We start from the raw sequence: 23,381 nt of genomic DNA on the forward strand, positions 1-23,381 counted from the left end.
ATCTACTTGTTGGGCATCTTGTCGTAGGCGGTTTGCTGGATCTCGAGGTAGCGCTTGAGTCCGAGGCCGTCGAGACCCTTCAGGTAGGCGTCCCAGTCGGTGTCGATGTTCTTCGAACCGGTGACGAACTGGAGCGCGTTCTGCTGCACGTAGCTGTCGATGTTGGTCTGCAGCGTCGCGACCTCGTTGGCCTGGGCCGGGTCGATCCACACCTTCCAGTACGGGTAGATCTTGGACTTGTCCTCGTGGCCGGCGTACAGCTTGGTCGCCTCGAAGAGCCGTCGCTCGTAGCCCGCCTGGGAGTAGAGGTCGGTGCTGATCGCCTCGGAGTTGCGGAACCTGGCCGTGTTGTTGTACTGCGCGAGCGCGCCCCAGCCCGAGTTCGGCGGCTTGCTCCCGACCTTCTGCGGGATCTGCTTGAAGATCGGCGTCAGCGACTTGTCCAGCGCGACATCGCCGCTGGCCGGCTTGGTCCAGGTCTTGCCCTCGGTGCCGAACTGGCCGTTGATCTGGCCCTCGTCGGTGAAGATGTAGTCGAGCAGCTTGATCGCCTGGATCTGCTCCTCCTGCGTCGCCTTGCTGGTCAGGACGAACGTCGCGCCGGGCGCGCTCGGGAAGTTGTAGCCGGTGAAGTTCGCGCCGTCCGGCCCGGTCAGCGGCGGTACGGCGTCGTACTGCTTGTCCCGTCCGTCCGGCGAACCGGTCGTGACGAAGATGCCCGGGTGCAGCACGGTCGCGGCGCCGAGGACGACCGATCCGGCGTGGTTGCCCTGCTGCTGCAGGGCGTCCGGGTTCTGGGTGAAGGCGCCCTTGTCGATCAGGCCTTCCTTGTAGAGCGAGTTCAGGTACTTCAGGCCGGCCTTCCAGCCGTCCTTGTTCGCCTGCATGTCGACCTTGCCGTCGTTCAGGACCAGCGTCGAGTTGTTGTTCCCGCTGGTGCCCTGCGGGTCGTAGATGAAGGCGTTCATGAAGTACGGAATCAGCACGTCCCGCACGTCCGCACTGAGCGGGATCTCATCGGCCTTGCCGTTGCCGTTCGGGTCCTGGGTCTTGAACGCCTCCAGGACCTTGCGCATGTCCTCGGTGGTCTTCGGCTGCTCCAGGCCGAGCTTCTTCAGCCAGGCCGAGTTCATCCACAGCTTGTCCTGGTACGTGCAGTGGAAGCAGTCGACCCACTGGGGGATCCCGTAGATCTTGCCGTCCGGCGCGGTCGCCATCGCCTTCCACTCCGGCGTCGCGTCCAGCGCCTTCTTGATGTTCGGCGCGTACTGGTCGATCAACTGGTTCAGCGGGACGACGACGCCCTGGTTCGAGAGCTTCAGCAGGTCGGTCTGGGTGAACTGGTCGACCCACGGGATCAGCAGGTACAGGTCCGGATAGTCACCACTGGCCAGCGAGATCTGCCGCTTCTCCTTGGCCGGGCCGCCGTCGAAGGTGGTGTTCTGCCACTTGATGGTGAGGTTGAACTTGTCCTTCACCACCTTGGTGAAGTCGTTCGAGGCCAGGTTCCAGTCGGCCGACTGCGGCGCGAACACATCGAGGGTGACCGCGGGATTCCCGGTGATCGTGGGCAACGGCTTGCCCTGCTGATCGTCCGATCCGCCGCCGCTGGAACAGGCGGCGAGCGCAAGTGCGAGGAGACTCAGGCCGGCGATCGCGGCACGCCTCCGCTTGGTGAACTGTACAGACATAGGTCCCTCACAGGGTCGAGGTGATGCGGAGGATCAGCCCTTGACGGCGCCGATCATGATTCCCTTGGTGAAGTAGCGCGCGACGAACGGATAGATGAGCAGTACCGGGACGCTCGCGACCACGATCAGCGAGTACTTGAGCAGATCGGCCAGCTGCTGGCGCTGGATGACCACGGATGCGTCGACCGCCCCACCGCCGGTCGTGTTCAGAATGAGGATGTTGCGCAGGACCAGCTGGAGCGGGAACAGGTCCGGGTTCTTCAGGTAGATCAGCGCGTCGAAGTACGAGTTCCACTGCATGATCGCGTACATCAGCGCGACCACCGCGATCATCGGCTTGGCCAGCGGGATCACCACCGACCACAGGAACCGCAGGTCACCGCAGCCGTCCAGCTGCGCGGCCTCGACCAGTTCCTCGGGGATCGCGGTCCGGAAGTAGGTCCGGGCGATGATGACCTGCCAGACCCCGATCGCCTGCGGGATGATCAGCGCCCACCGGGTGTCCAGCAGGCCGGCCGACTGCACCACCAGGTACGTCGGGATCAGCCCGCCGGTGAACAGCATCGTGAACAGGATCAACGTCATCACGACGTTCCGGCCGACCAAGGTCCGCCGCGACATCGGGTAGGCGATCGCGATCGTCATGGTGACGCTGACGACCGTGCCGACGACCGTGTAGAACAACGAGTTCAGATACCCCTGGACGATCTGCGGGTTCTGGAACACCGCCTCGTACCCGCGCAGCGTGAACTCCACCGGCCAGAACAGCACCCGGCCGGACGACACCGCCTCGGCACTGCTGAACGAGCTGGCCACGATGTACAGCAGCGGCAGCAGCACGACGAGCAGGAAGACCGCCAGCAGCAGGTAGACACAGATCAAGAAGATCCGGTCGGTACGCGGTTCGTGGATCCGGCGGGCCCGGGCGGCCCGTCGCTCGATCCGCTTGCTCGGCGCCGGCTTCACTTCGGTCTGGACGCTCATGACCACAATCCGTTCCCGGTGATCCGCTTGGCGATCGTGTTGACCATCAGCAGCAGCACGAGGTTGATGACCGAGTTGAACAGGCCGATCGCGGTCGCCCCGCTGAAGTCGGCGTTCAGCAGACCGGTCTTGTAGACGTAGGTGGCGATGATCTCGGACTCACTCAGGTTGAGCGGGTTCTGGAACAGGAACGCCTTCTCGAACCCGATCGCCATGATGTTGCCGACCGCAAGCACCAGGATGATCACGGCCGTCGGCATGATGCCGGGCAGGTCCACGTGCCGGATCCGCTGCAGCCGGCTGGCCCCGTCGATCCGGGCCGACTCGTGCAACGCCGGGTCGATCCCGGACAATGCGGCCAGGTAGATCACCGCGGAGTACCCGGTGGTCTGCCAGACATCGGACCAGACGTAGATGTGCCGGAAGTAGTCCGGGTTCCCGAGGAAGTCCACCGCCGGTACGCCGAAGAAGCCCAGCCCCTCGTTCACGATGCCGAGCCGCGGCGACAGCACCAGGATCGTCATCGAGACGACGACCACGGTGGAGATGAAGTACGGCGCGTACGTGATCAGCTGGACGCTTCGCTTGAACAGCCCGTTGCGGATCTCGTTGAGCGCCAGCGCGAGAATGATCGCGATCGGGAAGCTGGCCGCGACCGTGTAGACCGAGAGGATGAAGGTGTTCTTCACCAGGGTCCAGAACACCGGGTTGTGGAAGAACAGCTCGAAGTTCTGCCAGCCGACCCACGGGCTTCCCCAGATGCCCTTGGTCACGTTGAAACTCTTGAACGCCAGCACCGCGTTCGACATCGGGATGTACTTGAACACCGCGAACCAGATCAGCGGCACGACCATCAGCAAGTACAGCGTCCAGTGCCGTCGCAGGCTGCGGCGCAGTCCCTTGATCCCGGGTCGCTCCCGCTGCCCTCGCCTGGGCCGGGTCGTCTCACCGGCCGGTGGCCGGATGGTTGTCAGGGTTGCCATGAAGCCTCCTCGTCCGGGCCGGCGATCAGATCGAGCTCACGCGGAGACCGATTCCGGCGGTCAACCTGACCGGTACTCGGTCGTCGCCGTGGCGCACGACCCGCTCCTGATCCCGATCGGCGGTCAGGACTGATTCGACGCCGGCTGGCGTCCAGGCGATGTCGACGGTGACCCCGCCACGGGCCCTCAGGCCCGTCACCCGGCCGCTCGGCCATTCGGCCGGCAGGGCGGGCAGCAATTCGATCTCGCCGGTGTGACTGTGTAGCAACATCTCCGCGATTCCCGCCGTCGCGCCGAAGTTGCCGTCGATCTGGAAGGGAGGATGTGCACAGAACAGGTTCGGGTAGACGCCCGCGCCGCTGCCAGGTCGTCCCTTCGCGGTGTCGTCCGCGGGCTTCAGGAACGCTTGGACCAGACGGTGCGCCGCCACCGCGTCACGAAGACGTGCGCGCAGGTTGATCTTCCACGCCAGCGACCAGCCCGTGGCCTCGTCGCCCCGCAGGTCCAGCGTCCGTGCCGCCGCGGCCGCGAGGACCGGGGTGCCGTCCGGCGTGATCGCATCGCCCGGGTGCAGACCGACCAGGTGCGACATGTGCCGGTGGTGAGGGTCTTCCTCGACCAGGTCCGCCGCCCACTCCTGCAGCTGTCCGCGCGCACCGACCGGTGGCTCGGGCAGTCGCTTGCGGGCAGTGGACAGCTCACCGACCAAGGGGTCGACGACATCGAGGAGCTCGGCGGCCTGTTCGACCCGCTGGAAGAGATCCGAGACAAGGGCGAGGTCCATGGTCGCCGACCAGGTCACCGATGCGGGCTGTCCGTCGTCGGCGATGTAGTCGTTCTCCGGTGACGTCGACGGCGCCGTACCAAGGGTGCCGTCCGGCAGCTCCACCAGCCAGTCCAGGCAGAACTCCGCTGCCCCGCGCACTACGGGCCATGACTCGCCGAGGAACTCCAGATCGCCGGTGAACTCGTAGTGGTCCCACAGATGGCGGGCCAGCCAGGCACCTGCCATCGGCCAGTTCGACCACCGCGGATCACCCTCGACCGGGAACGACCAGCACCACGCGTCGGCGTTGTGGTGCGCGGTCCATCCACCACAGCCGTACCGGTCCCTGGCCGTCGTACGCCCGGCCTGGGCGAGCTGACCGATGTAGCGAAGCAGCGGTTCGTGACACTCGGACAGGTTGGTCGTCTCCGCGGGCCAGTAGTTCATCTCGGTGTTGATGTTCACCGTGTAGTTGCTGCTCCACGGCGGCCGCAGGATGTCGTTCCAGATCCCCTGCAGGTTGGTCGGCAGGCCACCCGATCGCGAACCCGCGATCATCAGGTAGCGGCCGTAGTTGAACAGCAGCGCCGCCAGCGCGGGATCCTCGGCATCGCCGGCTCGCGCGACCCGCAGGTCGGTCGGCAGGTCGGCCTGCCCCGCCGGACCGGCGAGCTCGAGCGACGAGCGACGGAACAGCCGCTGGTGATCGTCGCGATGATCGGCCACAAGCCGGCCGTACTCGCGATCGCGCGCCGCGAGCACCGTCGCATCCGCGGCCGCCCAGCACTCCGCTGCCGATCGCGTCGGCGAGGTCGACGGCCCGTCGTACCCGGTGCCGGTGGAGAGGATCAGCGTGACTTCGGTGGCGTCCTCGACCGTGAGCTCGGTTTCCCCGGCCCGGATCTCCCCGTCGCTCGCGGCACGGAGCGCAATGGCCGCTTCCATGCCGCGATCCGCGCCATCGGAGTACCGGACCGGCTCGGGCACGTCACGATGCGGAGGAGCGACATCGGCCGGGGCCTGCAGCAACAATCCGAGCCCGTCCTCGACCGCGTGCGCTCGCGAGTGCAGCTGCGATGTCAACCGGCAGGTCAGCGCCAGTACGGGCTCGGATGCGGTCATCCGTACGACCAGAACGTTGTCCGGCGCACTGACGAAAGCCTCCTGCCGCACCACAACTCCGCCGATCTCGAACTCCGCCGTTGCCGTCGCGGCGTCGAGATCGAGCTCCCGCCGGTACTGCGCGACATCGCCGGCGGCAGGCGTCGTGCCATCGACACGAACCTCCAGGAGGAGGTCACCCAATGGCAGGTAGGCCTGGCAGTAGCCGGAGTGAAAACCGCCGGCCAACTCGTGCGCCCGGCGGATGTCGCCCGTCCTGAGCGCGTCGCGCACAGCCTGCACCGCCCCGGCGCCGGTCGCACCGAGCGGAGTCGACAACAGGCGCGCGGTCTCCGGACCGCCCGACCACAGCGTCTCGTCGTTCAGTCCGATCCGGTCCCTGCCGACACCCCCGAAACACATCGCGCCGATCCGGCCGTTGCCGAGCGGCAACGCCTCCAGCCACGCGCCGGCGGGCCGGTCGTAGTACAAGCGCTGCACACCGGACCGGTCCGAGCTCACCAGGTTGCCCATACTGCAGTCCTCCGTCGCTAAGACGAGGTATTAATCCTATGAATTGTCGGGATCGTAGCGCCGGTGCGCCGATTGGTCCATACTGAACGCCATCGAACTCGAAGAAAGATCCCATCTCTCTGGAACGGATGTGAGGGGCCGCCATGCCACGCATCACCTCGGTAGAGGTTGTCGACGTCCGCTTCCCGACCTCGCTGACCCTCGACGGTTCGGACGCGATGAACAAGGACGGCGACTACTCAGCGGCATACGTCGTCCTGCACACCGATGCTCCGGACTTGTCCGGACACGGCTTCACCTTCACCATCGGACGGGGTAACGACCTGTGCGTGGCGGCGGCCGGTCAACGCGCGCAGCCGCTGGTCGGTCGTGACGTCGACGAACTCTGCGGCGATCTCGGCGGCATCTACCGGGAGCTGCAGTCGGACAGCCAGTTGCGCTGGCTCGGCCCGGACAAGGGAGTCATCCATCTCGCGCTGGCCGCGGTGATGAACGCCGTCTGGGACCTGGCCGCGCGGCGGGCCGGCGTACCACTGTGGCGGCTGCTGGCCGAGATGTCGCCCGAACAACTCGTCGACGCCGCCGACCTGCGCTACCTGAGCGACGTCCTGACCGCCGATCAGGCCATCACTCTGCTGGCCGGGCAGGAAGCGGGCCGGAAGCAACGAATCGAGGAGCTTGAGGCATCCGGCTACCCCTGCTACACCACGTCCGCCGGATGGCTCGGATACTCCGACGCCAAACTGCGCCGGCTCTGCGAGGAAGCCGTTGCCTCAGGCTACAAACACGTCAAGCTCAAGGTCGGCGCCGATCTGGACGACGACATCCGGCGCTGCGGCATCGCCCGCGACGTGCTGGGTCCGGACGGCAACCTGATGATCGACGCGAACCAGGTGTGGGACGTCCCGGAAGCGATCGAGTGGGTCAAGGCGCTGGCCGAGTTCGACCCGCTGTGGATCGAGGAACCCACCAGTCCCGACGACATCCTCGGCCACGCCGCGATCCGCAAGGCGGTGGCACCCATCGGCGTGGCCACCGGCGAGCACGGCATGAACCGGGTGCTGTTCAAGCAGATGTTCCAGGCCGGCGCCATCGACTACTGCCAGCTCGACGCCGCCCGCCTCGGCAGCGTCAACGAGGTCCTCGCGGTCTACCTCCTCGCCGCCTGGTTCGACGTACCGGTCTGCCCGCACGCGGGTGGTGTCGGTCTGTGCGAACTGGTCCAGCACCTCGCGATCTTCGACTACATCGCCGTGTCGGGCAGTCTCGAGCGACGTGTCACCGAGTACGTCGACCACCTGCACGAACACTTCGTCGACCCCTGCGTGGTCCGGAACGGCGCGTACGTGCTTCCGGCCGCCCCTGGCTACAGTGCCGAGATGCACAGGGAATCGCTCGAGACCTTCCGGTTCCCCGATGGCAGGTACTGGGCGTCGCGTGCGACCGGGGAGCAGATTCCATGAGTCCGGACACGGCTGCGGCCCGGACGCGCGCCGGTGGCGGATCGCAGACCGACATCGTGGTGGAGAGTATCCGGCAGATGATCGTCGACGGCCACCTCCGGCCGGGCGATCGCCTCCCGATCGAGAAGGATCTCGCCGCGGCGTTCGGTGTCTCCCGGAACCCTCTGCGCGAGGCCGTTCGAGCGCTCTCGATGATGGGGGTTCTCGAGACGCGGCAGGGCGACGGCACGTACGTCACCGCACTCGACTCCTCCATGCTGCTGGCTCCGATGGGGTTCGTGGTGGATTTGCACCACGGCAGCGGAGCGCATCACTTGCATGTGGTGCGGCGAGTTCTGGAGGCCGAGGCCGCCGCGTTGGCGGCCGAGCAGATCGCCGCGGATGCCCTGGCCTCGGCTGCTGAACTGCTGCGCCACAACGAGACCGAACTGACACTCGAACAGCCCAATCACGAGACCGTGATCGAGAACGACATCGCCTTCCACCGCATCGTCGCCGAGGCGGCCGGCAACCCGGTGCTCGCCGCACTGATCGATGCTCTCGGCGGACGCACGATGCGCGACCGGCTGCGTCGATCCATCTCGCAGCCCGGCGCCGACGAGACCGCCCACCGGGAGCACCTCTCGATCCTCGCCGCACTCACCGCCCACGATCCGGATCGCGCCCGGACCCGCATGGCCGCCCACTTGTTCACTGTCGAGGACTACCTCCTCGGACGAAGCACGGTGAGCTCGACCACGAAATGAGAGCTGTGGATGAACCTCCTGCGCTGGAGTACGCCTGACCTCACGCTGACGTTCGCCCTGGACGACGGCCCCGTGCGACTGATCGCCGTCCGGGCGGAGTCGCAACCCCAGGGCGACCTGCCGGATCCGAGCCAGCCTCTGGTCGAGGTCACCGCTGTCGGGCACGGGCTTTCGCCGAGCACGAGCCGGCATGTCGACACGATGCTCGGGCAACGGCTGCGCTACGTCCGGCACGACGAGACCGAGGCGACGCTACGGATCGTTCAGGAGGACCCGGACACCGGTCTCCGCGTCACCAGCGTGTTCGAAGCGCGAGCCGGCGTCCGTGCCTGGTCCGAGGCATCGGTCGTCGGCCCGGCCGCGCTCGAGCTCACGTTCTTGTCGTCGCTGGTCGTCGGGCTCGGCTCCGTCGATGCCGAACTGACGTCCGCCACCACCAGCTGGATGGCGGAAAGTCGATGGTCGACCCAACCACTTCGTCGTGGAGCGCTGGCAGACATCGTCCGCGCACCACACGGTCACGTCGCCAGAAACCGGCATGCGGTGACCAGCAGCGGTTCATGGTCCACCGGTGAGCGCCTGCCGGTCGGCGTCCTGGTCGACCGGCAGGCGCCGTACGCCCTGGGATGGCAGATCGAGCACAACGGCCCCTGGCACTACGAGATCGGTGAGACCCGGCGCGGCGGATACCTGCTCCTGAGCGGCCCGACCGACCAGGAGCACCAATGGACCGTCGAACTCACCGCCGACGAGCCGTTCACGACCGTACCGGTCTCACTGGTCGCCGGGACGGACCGGGACGATGTGTTCGCCGCACTCACCCGGCAACGGCGCGCCATCCGGCACCGGCGCCCGATCGACGACCGGATGCCGGTGATCTTCAACGATTACATGAACACCCTGATGGGCGACCCCACCGCCGAGAAGCTGCTGCCGCTGATCGACGCGGCCGCCGCTGTCGGGGCTGACTACTTCTGCATCGACGCCGGCTGGTACGCCGAAGGCGACTGGTGGAACACCGTCGGAGCCTGGCAGCCGTCGACCACCCGCTTCCCGAACGGGCTCGCCGAGGTGATCGACCGGATCCACTCCCACGGCATGGTGCCCGGGCTCTGGCTCGAGCCCGAGGTGATCGGCGTACGCTCACCAGTCGCCCACGAACTACCCGACGACGCGTTCCTCACCCGGCACGGGGTCCGGGTCGCCGAGTCCGGCCGCTATCTGCTCGACCTGCGCAGCGCCGCCGCCCGGGCGCACCTCGACCAGACCGTCGACCGGCTGGTTCACGAGTTCGGCATCGGGTTCTTCAAGTTCGACAACAACACGATGACGGGTCCCGGCACGGACAAGGACGGTACGTCGCTCGGCCACGGGCTGCTCCAACACCAGCGAGCGCTGCTCAGCTGGCTCGACGACCTTCAGACGCGCCACCCCGACCTCCTGATCGAGAACTGTGCCTCGGGCGCGATGCGGATGGACTACGCGATGCTGTCCCGGCTGCACCTGCAATCGACGTCGGACCAGGAACATCCGTTGCTCTACGCACCGATCACGGCAGCAGCCCCCGCGTCGGTACTGCCCGAACAGGCCGGTCACTGGGCCTACCCGATCAGCGGCAGCACGCGCGAGGAATTCCTCTTCGCCCTCGTCAACGGCGTTCCCGGCCGCCTCTATCTGTCGGGCCATCTGAACCACATGACGCCGGCCGAGTGCGACCTGATCCGGTCCGCTTTGGCCGCGCATCGCGCCATTCTCGACGATCTCGACACCCTCGTCCCCGCCTGGCCGCTGGGTCTCCCGGCCTGGACCGACGACTGGATCGCCCTGTCACTCAACGGCGCCGACGTCTCCTACCTGACCCTCTGGCACCGCGCCCCCGGCCCAGCCACCGTCACCCTCTCCCTCCCCCGGTCGAGGATCGATCCCCACTTCCCCACCGAGGACACCGACTGGACCTACGCCTGGAACGACGACACCCTCACCATCACCGCGAACACCCCCGAACCCTCCGCCCGCGTACTGCGCCTGACGCCCCAACCGCCGGTCAGACACGAGTAAAGGCGGGTTTCCGACTGCCGCGTCCTCCGAGGCAGAGGCCCGCATGGCATGCTGCGTCGGTGGCCCTGTATCTGCACCGTGCCGAGCGCACAGACGTGCTCGCCGACGGACTGGGTGACTTGCTCGCCGTGCCTCTGGCCGATCCGTTCGCCGAGGAGCTGGTGGTGGTGCCCGCCAAGGGTGTCGAGCGATGGCTCTCCCAGCGACTCGCGCACCGTTTGGGCGCCGCCACGGGGCGAGGCGACGGAGTGTGTGCCGGGGTCCGGTTCACGACGCCGCGCTCGCTGGTGTCCGCGGTGCTGGGCCTGACGGACGACGACCCCTGGGCCGCGGACGCGATGGCCTGGCCGCTGCTGGCAGTGCTCGACGATTCTCTCGACGAGGCCTGGTGCGAGCCCGTCGCGCGACACCTCGGCCATTTCGACACCGGCGCCGAGGCCGAGTTGCGCCAGGGACGCCGGTACGCCGTCGCGGCGCGGTTGGCTCGGCTCTTCGCTGCGTACGCCGTACAGCGCCCGGCCCTCCTCGCGGACTGGACCGAAGGCCGCGACACCGACGGCCGCGGCGAGGCGATCGACGACGATCTGACCTGGCAGCCCGAACTCTGGCGTCGGCTGGTCGACCGGATCGACGCACCGCCCCCGAATGCACGCCACGCCGGCACCCTCGCCCAGCTTCGCGATCAGCCGGATTCTCTCGACCTGCCGGCCCGTCTGTCCCTGTTCGGGCACACTCGATTGCCACTCACGGAGATCGAACTCCTGTCCGCCCTGGCTGAGCACCGCGACGTGCACCTGTGGCTCCCCCACCCCAGCGGTGCGCTCTGGGAACGCCTGAACGCGGTTCGTGCGACCGCCCGCGACCGGGCCGTCGACACGAGCCACCACGAGGCCGATCACCCGCTGCTGGCCACTCTCGGGCGGGACAGTCGCGAGCTGCAGCTGGCCCTCGCCGCAGCACCGATCGTCGACCGTCACCTTCCGGCGCCAACGACGCCTGACACGCTGCTCGGCTGGTTGCAGCACGACGTGCGCAGCAACACCGTCGATTCCGCGGGACGCCGGTTCGCCGCCGGCGATCACAGCGTGCGGGTCCATGCCTGCCACGGCGCCGCCCGGCAGGTCGACGTACTGCGCGAGGTTCTGCTCGGGATGCTCCAGGCCGACCCGACCCTGGAACCCCGCGACATTCTCGTCATGTGCCCCGACATCGAGACCTACGCACCGCTGATCAGCGCCCGCTTCGGCCTCGGCGACCTCGACAGCGGGGGCCACCCGGCGCATCGGCTCCGGGTGCAGCTGGCCGACCGGTCCCTGACCCAGACGAATCCGCTGCTCGGGGTCGCCTCCCAGTTGCTCGAGCTCGCCGGTAGCAGAGCCACCGCCAGTCAGGTGCTCGACCTCGCGCAGACCCAGCCGGTACGCCGCCGCTTCCGGTTCACCGACGACGACCTCGACACCGTCACCGGGTGGGTTCGCGAGTCGGGAATCCGGTGGGCGTTCGACCGGAAGCATCGTGACCCGTTCGGCCTGGCCGACTATCCGCAGAACACCTGGAGCTTCGGCCTCGATCGGGTGCTCGCCGGCGTGACGATGTCCGCGGACGCGCACGCCTGGATCGACCGGACGCTGCCGCTCGACGACGTGGGCAGCACCCGCATCGAGCTGGCCGGCCGGTTCGCCGAGTACGTCGATCGGTTGCGGGCGGCGACCGACCGGCTCGACGGCGCACAGCCGCTCGAGGACTGGCTGGACGCGCTTCGGGCCGGGATCGACCAGCTGACCCGCGTCGGTCGCGACGACAGCTGGCAGGTCGGCGAGGTCCATCACGAGCTCGCCGATGTCGCTGCCGCCGCCGGCCACCTCACCGCGACGCCACTGAGATTGCCCGACGTCGGAGCACTGTTGTCGGCGCATCTGGCGGGGCGGCCGACCCGCGCGAACTTCCGGACCGGCACGTTGACCGTCTGCACGATGGTCCCGATGCGCTCCGTGCCGCACCGGGTGGTCTGTCTGCTGGGGCTCGACGACGGCGTGTTCCCGCGGTTCGGTCTCGCCGACGGGGACGACGTACTGGCGAGGTCTCCGGTGACCGGCGAGCGGGACGTTCGGAGCGAGGATCGGCAACTGATGCTCGATGCGATCCTCGCCGCGACCGAGTCGCTGGTGATCACCTACACCGGCGCCAACGAGTACTCCGGTCAGCCGCGACCACCCGCGGTACCGCTGGGCGAGCTCCTCGACGCCCTGGACCGCACCACCGAGTCGGAGGTTCGGCAGGTTGTCGTGGTCAAGCACCCGCTCCAGCCCTTCGATCGCAAGAACCTCGAGGCTGGTCGTCTTGGCACACCGGGACCCTTCACCTTCGACCCGACCGCACTCGCCGCGGCACGGGCCGCGGGCGGATCGAGGCCGTCGCGCCCGGAGTTCCTGGCCGGACCGCTGACGCTGCCCCGAGGCGACGACGTCGCGCTGGCGGACCTGCTCGCGTTCTTCCGCGACCCGGTGAAGGGCTTCTTCCGGGCGCTCGACCTGACCCTGCCGTGGGAGGTCGACGGCATCTCGGACGCGATGCCCGTGGAGATCGACAACCTCGAGAAGTGGTCGGTCGGCGACCGGATGCTCCGCGACATGCTGGCAGGCATCCACCCCGACGTAGCCCTCCAAGCAGAGTGGCGGCGGGGCGTTCTCCCACCGGGACGACTGGGCTGGCGGACCGCGACCGAGATCCGTGACATCGCGCGGAGTCTCGCGATCAGTGCGCATCCTCATCGACAGGCAGGTCCGCAGGCGTTCGATGTGGACGTCGACCTCGGCGGTGGCCGGCGTCTCACCGGGACGGTTCCGGGCGTGTACGCCTACCGACTGGTCTCGGTGAGCTATTCGCGGCTTGATGCCAAACAGTTGTTGACCTCGTGGATTCAGCTGTTGGCGCTGTCGGCCGACGACGAGGACCACAACTGGACGGGTCTGGCCATCGGCCGCCCGAGGAGCGGCAGCACTCCCGCGACCCGGCTGTTCGGGCCGGTCGGGCCCGATGCCCGCGGGCTGCTCGCCGATCTGGTCGCGGTCTACGACGCCGGTCGTCGCGAACCATTGCCACTGCCGCTCAAGACCTCCTTCGCCTGGTGCCAGGCGCGCCGAACCGACGACGACCCGATGCTCGCTGCCCGGCGCCGCTGGCGCCCCGCGAACTACGACGGCGAGAACTCCGACCCCGCCCACGTCCGCGTCTGGGGAGCCAACACCCAGCTCGAGGTTCTCCTCGAGCCGACGCGCCCCGGTGAGGAACAGCCGGGCGAACCAACCCGGCTCGGCGCCTACGCGCACCGGGTCTGGGAACCGATGCTGCGCTTCGAACAAGGGGCGCCGTGATGGAACCCTTCGACCTGCTAGGTCCACTGCCGACGGGCACCACCGTGCTGGAGGCGAGCGCCGGCACCGGCAAGACCTATGCCCTCGCCGGGCTGGTTGCCCGCTTCGTCGCCGAGGGCGCCGCCCGGCTCGACGAGATGCTGCTGATCACCTTCGGCCGCGCGGCCAGCCAGGAACTCCGGGAACGGGTGCGCTCACAACTGCTGGAGGCCGAGCAGGCCTTGGCCGATCCGGACCGTTGGCGCGGCGAGCCGGGTCTGCTCGGTCACCTCGTCACCGCCGACGTCGAAGGACGACACGCCCGCCTCCGTGACGCGCTGGCCAACTTCGATGCCGCCACTATCGCGACGACTCACCAGTTCTGCCAGCTCGTACTGCGTTCCCTCGGCGTCGCCGGAGACACCGACGCCGGCGTCACCTTGGTCGATGACCTGGGAGAGCTCGTCGCCGAGGTCGTGGACGACCTGTACCTCAACCTCTTCGGAGCATCCGCGGAGCAACCGCCGATCACCCGCTCCACAGCGCTGGAGCTCGCTCTCAAGGTCGTCGCCAACCCGCACACCCGACTCGTACCGGAGATGTACGCCGAGTCCTCCCCGGAGGGCGTCCGCGTCGAGTTCGCCAAAGCGGTGCTCGTGGAGATGGAGCGCCGCAAACGCCGCCTCGGCATTCTCGGGTACGACGACCTGCTGACTCGGCTGGCGACCGCGCTGGAGGATCCCCACGCCCCGGCCCGGCGGCGGATGCAGCGCCGCTGGTCCGTGGTGATGGTCGACGAGTTCCAGGACACCGATCCGGTGCAGTGGAAGGTGATCGACGCCGCCTTCAACGGCCACAGCACCTTGGTGCTGATCGGCGATCCCAAGCAGGCCATCTACGCCTTCCGCGGTGGCGACATCGCGACGTACCTCACCGCGGCGGCGACCGCCGGTCAGCGGCGCACCCTCGGCATCAACCGGCGCAGCGACCAACCGCTCGTCGACTGCCTCCAGGTGGTGCTCGGCGGCGCACGCCTCGGCCACGAGGACATCGTCGTCCACGAGGTCGAAGCCCATCACCGCGGCAGCCGGCTCGCCGGAGCACCATCCGATGCGCCTTTCCGGCTCCGGGTCGCGCACCGCGAGCAGTTCGGCTCGGCCAGGCGCAAGAGCATCGCGATGGACGACTTGCGCGACCACATAGCTCGCGACCTCGCGGCCGATATCGGTCAGCTCCTCGCCGCCGGCGCGACATACGACGACCGGCCGCTCCGCGCGGGCGACGTCGCGGTGATCGTCGAGGCACACAAGGACGCGCGAGCCTGCCGCGAAGCACTGGCCGAGGCCGGGATCCCCGCGGTCTACTCCGGAGACCTCGACATCTTCTCGTCCCGGGCCGCCCAGGACTGGCTCTGCCTGCTCGAGGCCTTCGAGCAACCGCACCGATCCGGCCTGGTCCGGGCCGCGGCGACCACGATGTTCTTCGGGGAGACCGCGGCGAGTCTGCACGCCGGCGGCGAGGACCTCACCGACCGGATCGGGCAGACCCTGCGAGCGTGGGCCGACCGCCTGCGCACCCGTGGCGTGGCTGCCGTCTTCGAGGCCGCCCAGGTCAGGGGGATGGCAGAACAGGTCCTTGCCTGGCGCGGCGGCGAACGTGACATGACCGACCTCGCGCACCTGGCTGAACTGCTGCACGAGACCGCGCACCGCGAGGGATTCGGGCTGCCCGCACTGCTCGACTGGCTGCGCGAGGAGTGCACCGGCAAGGGACGCACGACCGAGCGAACCCGCCGGCTCGACAGCGATGCCGCCGCGGTACAGATCATGACGGTGTGGGTGAGCAAGGGCTTGCAGTACCCCGTCGTCTACCTCCCGTTCGGGTTCAACCGGCACATCTTCGACGAGGACGAACTGCTCCTCTTCCATGAGAACGGCGTACGCAGCCTCGACATCGGCGGCAGGAACCGCGCCGGCTACCAGGCCAACGAGAAGCTCTGGCGGACCGAGGTCGCCGGTGACGACATCCGGCTCACCTACGTCGCGCTGACTCGTGCCCAGTCCCAGGTCGTGGCCTGGTGGGCGCCGTCGTGGGACGAGGTCAACGGAGGAATCTCCCGGCTGCTGCGGGGACGCAAGCAGGGCCAGCCAGTCGTGCCCGACAGCCTCGACAGGGCATCGTCGGACGACGACGTACTGATCTGGCTGCGACGCTGGCAGCAGGCCGGCGGCCCGGTCGTCGAGGAGTCGGTGATCGCCGGGCACAGCGAACCGTTCCCCGACGAGTTGCCCCTCGGACTGACGGTCGGACACTTCTCCCGCGAGGTCGACCTCGCCTGGCGTCGTACGTCGTACTCCGGGCTGATCCGTGCGGCCGACGAGCACGACGGCGGCGTGGTCAGCGAACCCGAGGAGAGCCAACTGGAGGACGAGTCTGTGGATCCAGCGCCGGCACCCGCCGCCGTGGCGTCCGATGCGTTGCCCTCACCGATGGACGGGCTCCCCGCCGGCGCCACGTTCGGCTCGCTGGTACATGCCGTGCTCGAGGAAGCGGACCCACACGCCCCTGATCTGCACGCTGAGCTGGCCGGACAGGTCCGCAACCAGCTGCGGTTCTGGCGGGCCGACGTGACGCCGGATGCCCTGGCAACGGCGATGCTGCCGCTGCACGCCACTCCGCTCGGCCCACTCGTTCCCGGCCTGACCCTCGGCGACCTCGGCCGCGCCGACCGGCTCCGCGAGCTCGACTTCGAGATCCCGTTGGCCGGCGGCGATGACGCCGTCGAGACCGACGTTCGGCTGGCCGAGGTGGCTCCGCTGCTGCGTACTCACCTGCCGGCTGACGATCCACTCCGCGCGTACGCCGACCGGCTCGAACAACCTCTGCTCGGCCGGCAGAGCTTGCGCGGCTACCTCTCTGGATCGATCGACGTCGTACTGCGGGTCCCCCACGGCGACGACCACCGGTTCGTCGTGGTCGACTACAAGACCAACCGGCTCGGGGACCCGGAGCAGCCTGCTACCTCCGCCGACTACGGCCGGGATCAGCTGGGTGCCGCGATGCTGCACTCCGACTATCCGTTGCAGGCACTGCTCTACTCGGTCGTGCTGCACCGGTACCTCCGCTGGCGGCTGCCGGCGTACGACCCGGAAGTACATCTGGGTGGAGTGATCTACCTCTATCTGCGCGGCATGTGCGGACCGGAGACACCCGCGGTGAACGGGCACCCGGCAGGCGTGTTCAGCTGGCCGTTGCCGGCGGCGCTCGTACTGGCCTTGTCCGATCTGCTCGATGGGAGGACGCCGTGACCACGACCGTCGACGAGTTCGATTCGGCACTGGCGCTCGCCGCGACCGGGATCCTGCGCGACTTCAACCGGGCCGGCGTGATCCTGGCCGCCGACGTACATGTCGCGTCCCGGCTCACGACCATGCTGAACGAAACCAGCGAACCCGTGGCACTCGCCTGTGCACTGGTTGCGCGCGCCGTGCGGGCGGGATCGATCTGCCTCGACCTCACCGAGGTCCGCAACGAAGTCGGCGACGACGGCGCCGAGCTGGCCTGGCCGGACCTGGACGAGTGGCTCGCGGCGATCGCGGCCAGCCCACTTCTCGCCGCCCCGCACCCACTGCACCTCAAGGGCGCACGCCTGTACTTCGATCGCTACTGGCGAGAAGAGGAGCAGGTCGAGCAGGACCTTCGCCGCCGCGCCGCTCGGCCGGCGCCGGAGATCGCCGACGAAGCTGCCTTGCTGGCAGGGATCGACCGCTTGTTTCCAGGTAGTTCGTACGACGAACAGCGGACCGCGGCACAGACCGCGGCCCGGCAATGGACAACGGTTCTCACCGGAGGCCCGGGTACCGGCAAAACGACTACCGTGGCCGGCCTGCTCGCTCTGCTCGCGGAGCAGGCAGAGATCGCTGGGGACCGGCGTCCGTGGATCGCGCTGACCGCACCGACGGGCAAGGCCGCGGCCCGCCTCGAGGAGGCGGTACGGCGCGAGATGTCCGACCGCCTCTCAGCAGCGGACACCGGACGGCTGGGCGACTTCCACGCCCGAACCCTCCACATGCTGCTCGGCCGGCGCCCCGACTCGTCCAGCCGGTTCCGCCACAACCGCGAGAACCGGCTGCCCCACGACATCATCGTCGTCGACGAGACCTCGATGGTTTCGCTGACGATGATGGCCAGGCTCCTGGAGGCAGTGCGACCCGAGGCCCGACTCGTACTGGTCGGCGATCCCGACCAATTGGCCTCCATCGAGGCCGGCGCGGTCCTCGCCGACCTCGTCGACGGACTGGTCGCCGGCGGGCATATCGAAGCAGCCGAGCTCCGCACCTCCCACCGCTTCGGCACCGAGATCGGCGACCTGGCACTGGCCGTGCGCGACGACCGCCCCGACGACGTCCTCGCCGTGCTGCGCAGCGGCGGCGACCGGGTCCGCTTCGTCGAGGACGACGACCCACGCGAAGCCCTGCGATCCACGGTGCTTCCCGACGTACTCGCCATCCGGACCGCCGCCGAAGCCGGCGACCCCGACGCCGCACTGGCCGCACTCGACCGGCACCGCCTGCTCTGCGCACACCGAGAAGGTCCGTGGGGCGTCGACCACTGGAACCGAACCATCGAGCGATGGATCACCGAAGAAACCGAAGACCCACTCTGGAGCACCTGGTACGTCGGCCGGCCGGTCCTGGTGACCGCCAACGACTACGCACTGGGCATCTACAACGGAGATGTCGGGGTGACGATCCGGCGCCCCGACGGCTCCCTGCGGGTCTGCATCGACAGCTCCCGCGGCCGACTCGATTTCGCACCGACCAGACTCGGCAACATCGAAACCCTGCACGCGATGACCATCCACAAAGCCCAGGGCAGCCAGGCCGCCGAAGTCACCGTGCTCCTGCCCGGCGAAGAGTCCCGACTGCTCACCCGCGAACTCTTCTACACAGCCATCACCCGCGCCCAAGATCGCGTAAGGGTCGTCGGCGCCGAGCCCGCCGTACGCGCGGCCCTGAGCCGCCGCGCGCTACGCGCAACCGGCCTCCGACAGCGACTGACGAGCGCCCGCCGGCCAGCAACCTGACAACGGCCTGACCTGCTCTCTGAAGGTGCTGTCCACTGAGGACACCCGGCGGCCCCGAGGCTCAGAAGCCGGTCACCAGCATGTCGTCGATGTCGTAGGTCAGGTTGCTGTGGACAACTATGACGCCGGCGACTCGCGAGGCCGCGAAGACGGCGTGCTCGACCTGGCTTCGGTACGTCAGCGCTCCCTCGAGCGTGACGGCCCCGGCCTCGACATGAACAACCACGTCAGCAGGCGGACGTGCGGGGCGGGCCCGATCGCTCTCTACTGCCGCCTGGATCTCGGCAGTGAGCTCGTTGTCGGCCCGCCGGTAGACCGCCACGAGGTCGCGCCTGGCCAGCAGGCCGGCGAGGCGTCCGTCCTCCTCGATCACGCACAGCGCCGGAAAGCCGGGGACGACGAGCCGGCGGACTGCCTCGCTCAGACCCGCTGAGCAGGCAATCGTCGGCGCCGGCGAACTCATCAGCTCGGCGGCTGTCGCGGCATGGGCCTTTCGGCGCCGCCGGCGAGTCGCGGTGGCAAGAGTCAGCGGGGCCGGATCGAGGCCACCGTGAAACTCGAGGTTCACCAGTACGTCGTACTCGGTGATCACGCCGAGCGGCACGCCGCCGTGGACCACAGGTACGACGCCCGCGTCGGAGGCGAGCAAGGCACACGCGACCTGCTTGAACGAGAGCTCCTGGGTCACGACAACCGGAGACCGGCTCATGACCGTGGCGACGATGGGCTCCGGCATCACTCCCACCTCGTTTCGGACTTGCTAAGATTAGCAAGTCTGCAACCTCGAGGGAATCAGCGAGAGGAGCCGCCCCGTGCGTAGGCCTCTCTACGAAGTCAAAGCGGAGTTCTTCAGGACGCTCGGTCACCCGGCGCGGATCCGCGTCCTGGAGCTGCTGAGTCAGCGCGACCATTCGGTCGCCGAGATGCTGCCTGACATCGGCATCGAAGCGGCCAATCTCTCTCAGCACCTCGCGGTCCTCCGCCGCGCCGGTCTGGTCACGTCGCGCAAGGACGGTGCGGCCGTCATCTACTCGACGACCACCCCTTACGTGGCAGAGCTGCTCGGCGTCGCGCGACGGATACTGACCGAGCTCATCACCGATCAGATCGAACTGCTCGAAGACCTACGTGAACCCGCGGGGTCAGTCGCAGGAAGCGGGCGCCGGTCGACCTCGCTGCCGTCCCAGTAGGTCCCGGGCACAGGCGAGAATACGGCCATGAGGATTCTGCTGCGGGTCAGACCGGGCGCCTCCCGAACGGCCGTCGGTGGCCGGTACGACGGTGTCGCCGGCCCGGCCCTGGTGGTCGCGGTGACAGCCCGCGCAGTGGACGGCCAGGCGACGAAGGCTGTCCTGGAGGCGGTCGCAGCTGCGTTCGACGTCCGACGTTCGGCAGTGACGCTGATACGCGGCGCAACCAGCCGGGACAAACTGGTCGACATCCAGGGAGCGGAGAGCACCATCCGCCCGAAGCTCGAAGGACTGCTCGACTGAAGCACGTGGCTGCCGCCGCGAGGCAGCACTTGACTGACTCCAGTGGTCAGAAGTAGATCAGGACGACGGAGGCGACCCAGCGCTGGACCGTTTCGATCTTCATCGGCTTCGGCTCTCGTCGTCTCACAGGTCGTTCCCGGCGTAGGAGAGATTGAAGCTCTTGTTGGTGAGGGGAAAGTCGGGAACGATCGTGTCGGCGAGTGCGACCGGGAGAGCCGGCCAGTTGAAGAACGACGGATCGACGATCTTGAGCCGGGACACGGTGTTGTCGGGGCCGAACTCGATCCGGTGAGCGACGGTGCCACGCCAGCCTTCGACCAGACCGACCCCGGAGGTCCGGCCGGCGGTGAGCCAGGTGGGTTTGGCCGTCTCGGTACCGAGAGGTGGCCGGGTGGCCAGCAGTTGGGTGATCAAGGCAACCGAAGTGTGGATCTCGTCGACTCGGGTGAGGAGCCTGGCCAAGACATCACCGGCAGAGTGGGCAGCCGCGGCAACTCCGGCTGTCAGCGGTGTGAACGGATGATCGCGACGGGCGTCCTGGTCGCTACCACTGGCGCGGGCGACGTACCCGAGCGTGCCGATGTCACGGGCCTGGTCATGTGTCAGCACCGCTGTGCCGGTCATCCGGTCCAGTACGACGCTGTTGGCGAGGGCGATGTCGACGACCTGCTGGATGTCGGCGGCAATCGCGCTGAGCACTCCTGGTTCGGGCAGCGCACGGACATGGGTCGCGCCCGGCGTGATCGCGCCGCGGAGAAGGCGGTGACCGCTGACGTGCTTGTTCAGGCGGAGCAGTTGTTCACGGATCCGCTGGGCCTGGGCGTTGGCGATGCCGTAGCCGACGTCGTTGCACAAGGCACCGATATCGGTGACGTGGTTGTAGAGTCGCTCGAGCTCCAGCAGGATCGCGCGCAGTACCTGCGCCTGCGGTGGAACGGGCCAGTCCCGGGCCTCTTCGACCGCGAGGCAGAAGGCCAGGGTGTGCCCGACCGTCGTGTCTCCGGACACTCGCTCGGCCAGCGGCAGAGCGGCTGCGATGACCTTGCCTTCGGCAAGTTTCTCGATGCCCTTGTGGACGAACCACAGTCTGGCCTTGAGTTTCAGGATGGTCTCGCCGACGACCGAGAAGCGGAAGTGTCCGGGCTCGATCAGTCCCGCATGGATCGGTCCGACCGGAATCTCGTACACCCCGGTCCCGCCGACGGTGAGGAACGGGTACGGCTCATCGGTGTCCGCGAAGGTCGGCGGCGGCCCGGCGTCGCGGCGCATCGGGTACCAGTCGTCCGGCCAATGCTGGTGCAGGACCAGCCGCCGCGGTAGCGGATGCCCCGTCACCTCGATGCCGAAGAGGTCGTGCAACTCGCGTTCGAACCTTCCGGCCGGGAAGGACAACGCGGCCAGGCTGGGGATGCAGGGTGCGGATCGGCTCGTGGTCAGGACCAGCTCGACGCGGCGGTCCGGTGCCCCGGCGGCGAAGAGGTAGACCACGCGGAAGGCATCCGGATCGTCGTGCGCGGCAATGAGCGCGAGTCGATAGCCGTCGTCGAGCAGCGCCGCCGCGCGAGCTGCCAGAGTCGCTGCGGTGACGGCCACCTGGCGGCGGTTCGGGTAGGTTCTCGGGTCCGGGCTCATCGGGTCCCCACGATCAGGGCGGCAGTGTCCAGTAGCGGGCCGAGTGGCCAGTCGGCAAGCCCCAGTACGCCGAGTATCACGAGCCCGGCGACCAACGGTGCGGCGGTGGACGGTCGGAGAGCAGCGCTCGGTGTTCCGGTGGATTCGGCGCCGAACAGCATGCCCGCTGCCTTGGCGGTGACGGCTACGAAGACGCCGAGCAGAAGCACCAGTACGGCGGCCGCCACCCAACTCAGGCCCACGCCGATACCAGCTCGGATCAGGCCCACCTCGCTGACGAACAGGCTGAACGGCGGAAACCCGAGCAACGCCGCCAGTCCGACCGCGAACACGCCGGCCAGCACCGGCGTACGGAGGAACAGCCCGCGGACCCGGTCGATCCGGGTGGTGCCCTCGCGGGCGAGGATCTCCCCCGCGCCGCAGAACAACACCGCCTTGCCGAGACCGTGCCCGACGATGTGGAGCAGCGTGGCGGCGATCGCCAACGGCGTACCGATCGCAACGCCGATCGCAGCCAGCGCCATGTGCTCGATACTCGAGTACGCGAGCAGCCGCTTGTAGTCCCGCTGGGCCAGGAGCAGCCCGGTTGCCAGCAGCAGCGAGCCGAGTGCGACGGCCAGCAGGAGGCCGCGGACGAAGCCAGGATCGACGCTCTCGACGGCGATGACCCGATACCGGGCCAAGGCGTAGATCGCGACCGGGAGCAGCACCCCGGACATCAACGCGGAGACCGGGGCGGGTGCCTGGCTGTGTGCGTCGGGCAGCCAGCTGTGCAAGGGGACCAGACCCGCCTTGGTGCCGAAACCCAGCACCAGCAGAGCGAACGCGAGCCGCATGACGCCCGGGTCCAGTTCGCCGGCATGCGCCGTCAGCTCGGTCCAATCGAGAGTCCCATGGCCGGTGATCCCGGCCTGCTTGGCGGCGTAGTTGACCAGCACCGTCCCCAAGTAGGCCAGCGCGATGCCGACCGAGCAGATGATCACGTACTTCCACGTCGCCTCGACCGACTTCCTGGATCGACGATGACCGACCAGGAAGGCGGTGACGATCGTGGTGGCCTCGACCGCGGCCCACAGCAGCCCCAGGTTGTTCGCCAGTACCGCAAGCACCATCGCCGCGAGGAACAAGGGCACGAGTACGCCGTACCGTCGAGCGCCGGTCGCATCGGTGTGCCCCGCACGGAGCTCGTCGTCGACATATCCAAGACCCGACCAGGTTGCGATGACGCCGACGGCGCCGATGACGATCAGCATCAGGCCGGACAGCGCGTCGATCCGCAGCCAATTGCCGGCAGCAACGACGCCGGCGTCGGCGGTCCAGGCCGCCGTACCAGCGCCCACGAGGAGAATCACCGCGGCCGCCGAGATCGTCGCGACGGCGACCGAACGCCGCCATCCCATCAGGACCGCTGCACCGGCCGCGGCCACCGGCGCGACGATCGGCGCGGCAACCAGTAGTGCGGCCGCACCGCCGGTCAGATCGGCGGTCATC

At 68.3% G+C, this 23,381-nt stretch carries 15 protein-coding genes; 8 read left to right on the plus strand and 7 right to left on the minus strand.

Features of this window, described 5'->3' with window-relative positions:
* Nucleotides 1-2: 2 nt before the first annotated feature.
* From ACZ6O0_RS06745 to ACZ6O0_RS06760, 4 genes are read right to left on the minus strand one after another with little or no spacing between them, the layout of a single operon-like run.
* Nucleotides 3-1,691 carry a type 2 periplasmic-binding domain-containing protein gene (locus tag ACZ6O0_RS06745; protein WP_465763836.1) on the minus strand — a complete coding sequence of 563 codons (1,689 nt, stop codon included), beginning with the start codon at nucleotides 1,689-1,691 and terminating at the stop codon, nucleotides 3-5.
* A 33-nt stretch (nucleotides 1,692-1,724) separates the two neighbouring features.
* Nucleotides 1,725-2,675 (minus strand): carbohydrate ABC transporter permease, encoded by a 951-nt coding sequence (locus ACZ6O0_RS06750; protein ID WP_465763837.1) that lies wholly within the window; start codon nucleotides 2,673-2,675, stop codon nucleotides 1,725-1,727.
* The gene (locus tag ACZ6O0_RS06755) at nucleotides 2,672-3,658 is read right to left on the minus strand and encodes an ABC transporter permease (protein WP_465763838.1); all 987 of its coding nucleotides are present in this window, start codon (nucleotides 3,656-3,658) and stop codon (nucleotides 2,672-2,674) included. Before ACZ6O0_RS06755 ends, ACZ6O0_RS06750 begins: the two co-directional genes overlap by 4 nt.
* A gap of 25 nt (nucleotides 3,659-3,683) precedes the next feature.
* On the minus strand, nucleotides 3,684-6,059 hold the full coding sequence (locus tag ACZ6O0_RS06760; RefSeq protein WP_465763839.1) for a glycoside hydrolase family 95 protein: 2,376 nt from the start codon (nucleotides 6,057-6,059) through the stop codon (nucleotides 3,684-3,686).
* Nucleotides 6,060-6,202: 143 nt separating this feature from the next.
* Here ACZ6O0_RS06760 and ACZ6O0_RS06765 point away from each other — a divergent pair, with 143 nt between their 5' ends.
* From ACZ6O0_RS06765 to recD, 6 genes are read left to right on the plus strand one after another with little or no spacing between them, the layout of a single operon-like run.
* Complete coding sequence (locus ACZ6O0_RS06765) at nucleotides 6,203-7,522, plus strand: L-fuconate dehydratase (RefSeq protein ID WP_465763840.1); 1,320 nt, start codon at nucleotides 6,203-6,205, stop codon at nucleotides 7,520-7,522.
* The gene (locus tag ACZ6O0_RS06770) at nucleotides 7,519-8,268 is read left to right on the plus strand and encodes a FadR/GntR family transcriptional regulator (protein WP_465763841.1); all 750 of its coding nucleotides are present in this window, start codon (nucleotides 7,519-7,521) and stop codon (nucleotides 8,266-8,268) included. The genes ACZ6O0_RS06765 and ACZ6O0_RS06770 overlap by 4 nt, the downstream gene beginning before the upstream one ends.
* Before the next feature lie 9 nt (nucleotides 8,269-8,277).
* On the plus strand, nucleotides 8,278-10,326 hold the full coding sequence (locus ACZ6O0_RS06775; protein ID WP_465763842.1) for a glycoside hydrolase family 36 protein: 2,049 nt from the start codon (nucleotides 8,278-8,280) through the stop codon (nucleotides 10,324-10,326).
* Nucleotides 10,327-10,385: 59 nt separating this feature from the next.
* Entirely contained in the window at nucleotides 10,386-13,700 is a 3,315-nt protein-coding gene (gene recC / locus ACZ6O0_RS06780) for an exodeoxyribonuclease V subunit gamma (protein WP_465763843.1), read from the plus strand.
* Complete coding sequence (locus tag ACZ6O0_RS06785; RefSeq protein ID WP_465763844.1) at nucleotides 13,700-16,987, plus strand: UvrD-helicase domain-containing protein; 3,288 nt, start codon at nucleotides 13,700-13,702, stop codon at nucleotides 16,985-16,987. Before recC ends, ACZ6O0_RS06785 begins: the two co-directional genes overlap by 1 nt.
* Nucleotides 16,984-18,765, plus strand: a complete 1,782-nt coding sequence (gene recD / locus ACZ6O0_RS06790) for an exodeoxyribonuclease V subunit alpha (protein WP_465763845.1) — start codon at nucleotides 16,984-16,986, stop codon at nucleotides 18,763-18,765. The genes ACZ6O0_RS06785 and recD overlap by 4 nt, the downstream gene beginning before the upstream one ends.
* 61 nt (nucleotides 18,766-18,826) lie before the next feature.
* Here recD and ACZ6O0_RS06795 read toward each other — a convergent pair whose 3' ends face one another.
* A complete protein-coding gene (locus ACZ6O0_RS06795; RefSeq protein WP_465763846.1) occupies nucleotides 18,827-19,501 on the minus strand; it encodes a CBS domain-containing protein in 675 nt (224 codons plus the stop codon).
* A 76-nt stretch (nucleotides 19,502-19,577) separates the two neighbouring features.
* On the opposite strand from ACZ6O0_RS06795, the gene ACZ6O0_RS06800 reads away from it, so the two are divergent.
* The gene (locus ACZ6O0_RS06800) at nucleotides 19,578-19,955 is read left to right on the plus strand and encodes an ArsR/SmtB family transcription factor (RefSeq protein ID WP_465763847.1); all 378 of its coding nucleotides are present in this window, start codon (nucleotides 19,578-19,580) and stop codon (nucleotides 19,953-19,955) included.
* 27 nt (nucleotides 19,956-19,982) lie between these two features.
* Nucleotides 19,983-20,258 (plus strand): DUF167 domain-containing protein, encoded by a 276-nt coding sequence (locus ACZ6O0_RS06805; protein ID WP_465763848.1) that lies wholly within the window; start codon nucleotides 19,983-19,985, stop codon nucleotides 20,256-20,258.
* Between the two features lie 123 nt (nucleotides 20,259-20,381).
* Here the strand turns inward: ACZ6O0_RS06805 and ACZ6O0_RS06810 are convergent, their stop codons facing one another.
* Entirely contained in the window at nucleotides 20,382-21,890 is a 1,509-nt protein-coding gene (locus tag ACZ6O0_RS06810; protein WP_465763849.1) for a hydrogenase large subunit, read from the minus strand.
* Nucleotides 21,887-23,380: a proton-conducting transporter transmembrane domain-containing protein gene (locus ACZ6O0_RS06815; RefSeq protein WP_465763850.1), complete on the minus strand. Its 1,494-nt coding sequence runs from the start codon at nucleotides 23,378-23,380 to the stop codon at nucleotides 21,887-21,889. Before ACZ6O0_RS06815 ends, ACZ6O0_RS06810 begins: the two co-directional genes overlap by 4 nt.
* Between the last annotated feature and the right edge of the window lies 1 nt (nucleotide 23,381).

The sequence above is a fragment of the Kribbella sp. NPDC048837 genome (assembly GCF_055586945.1).

What these genes read in the sequence shown, in the direction of transcription:
- ACZ6O0_RS06760 (WP_465763839.1), bottom strand. Translation starts at nt 6,059, where the DNA reads ATGGGCAACCTGGTGAGCTCGGACCGGTCCGGTGTGCAGCGCTTGTAC.
- ACZ6O0_RS06775 (WP_465763842.1), top strand. Translation starts at nt 8,278, where the DNA reads ATGAACCTCCTGCGCTGGAGTACGCCTGACCTCACGCTGACGTTCGCC.
- ACZ6O0_RS06765 (WP_465763840.1), top strand. Translation starts at nt 6,203, where the DNA reads ATGCCACGCATCACCTCGGTAGAGGTTGTCGACGTCCGCTTCCCGACC.
- ACZ6O0_RS06750 (WP_465763837.1), bottom strand. Translation starts at nt 2,675, where the DNA reads ATGAGCGTCCAGACCGAAGTGAAGCCGGCGCCGAGCAAGCGGATCGAG.
- ACZ6O0_RS06785 (WP_465763844.1), top strand. Translation starts at nt 13,700, where the DNA reads ATGGAACCCTTCGACCTGCTAGGTCCACTGCCGACGGGCACCACCGTG.
- ACZ6O0_RS06770 (WP_465763841.1), top strand. Translation starts at nt 7,519, where the DNA reads ATGAGTCCGGACACGGCTGCGGCCCGGACGCGCGCCGGTGGCGGATCG.
- ACZ6O0_RS06755 (WP_465763838.1), bottom strand. Translation starts at nt 3,658, where the DNA reads ATGGCAACCCTGACAACCATCCGGCCACCGGCCGGTGAGACGACCCGG.
- ACZ6O0_RS06745 (WP_465763836.1), bottom strand. Translation starts at nt 1,691, where the DNA reads ATGTCTGTACAGTTCACCAAGCGGAGGCGTGCCGCGATCGCCGGCCTG.
- ACZ6O0_RS06795 (WP_465763846.1), bottom strand. Translation starts at nt 19,501, where the DNA reads ATGCCGGAGCCCATCGTCGCCACGGTCATGAGCCGGTCTCCGGTTGTC.
- ACZ6O0_RS06805 (WP_465763848.1), top strand. Translation starts at nt 19,983, where the DNA reads ATGAGGATTCTGCTGCGGGTCAGACCGGGCGCCTCCCGAACGGCCGTC.
- ACZ6O0_RS06810 (WP_465763849.1), bottom strand. Translation starts at nt 21,890, where the DNA reads ATGAGCCCGGACCCGAGAACCTACCCGAACCGCCGCCAGGTGGCCGTC.
- ACZ6O0_RS06815 (WP_465763850.1), bottom strand. Translation starts at nt 23,380, where the DNA reads ATGACCGCCGATCTGACCGGCGGTGCGGCCGCACTACTGGTTGCCGCG.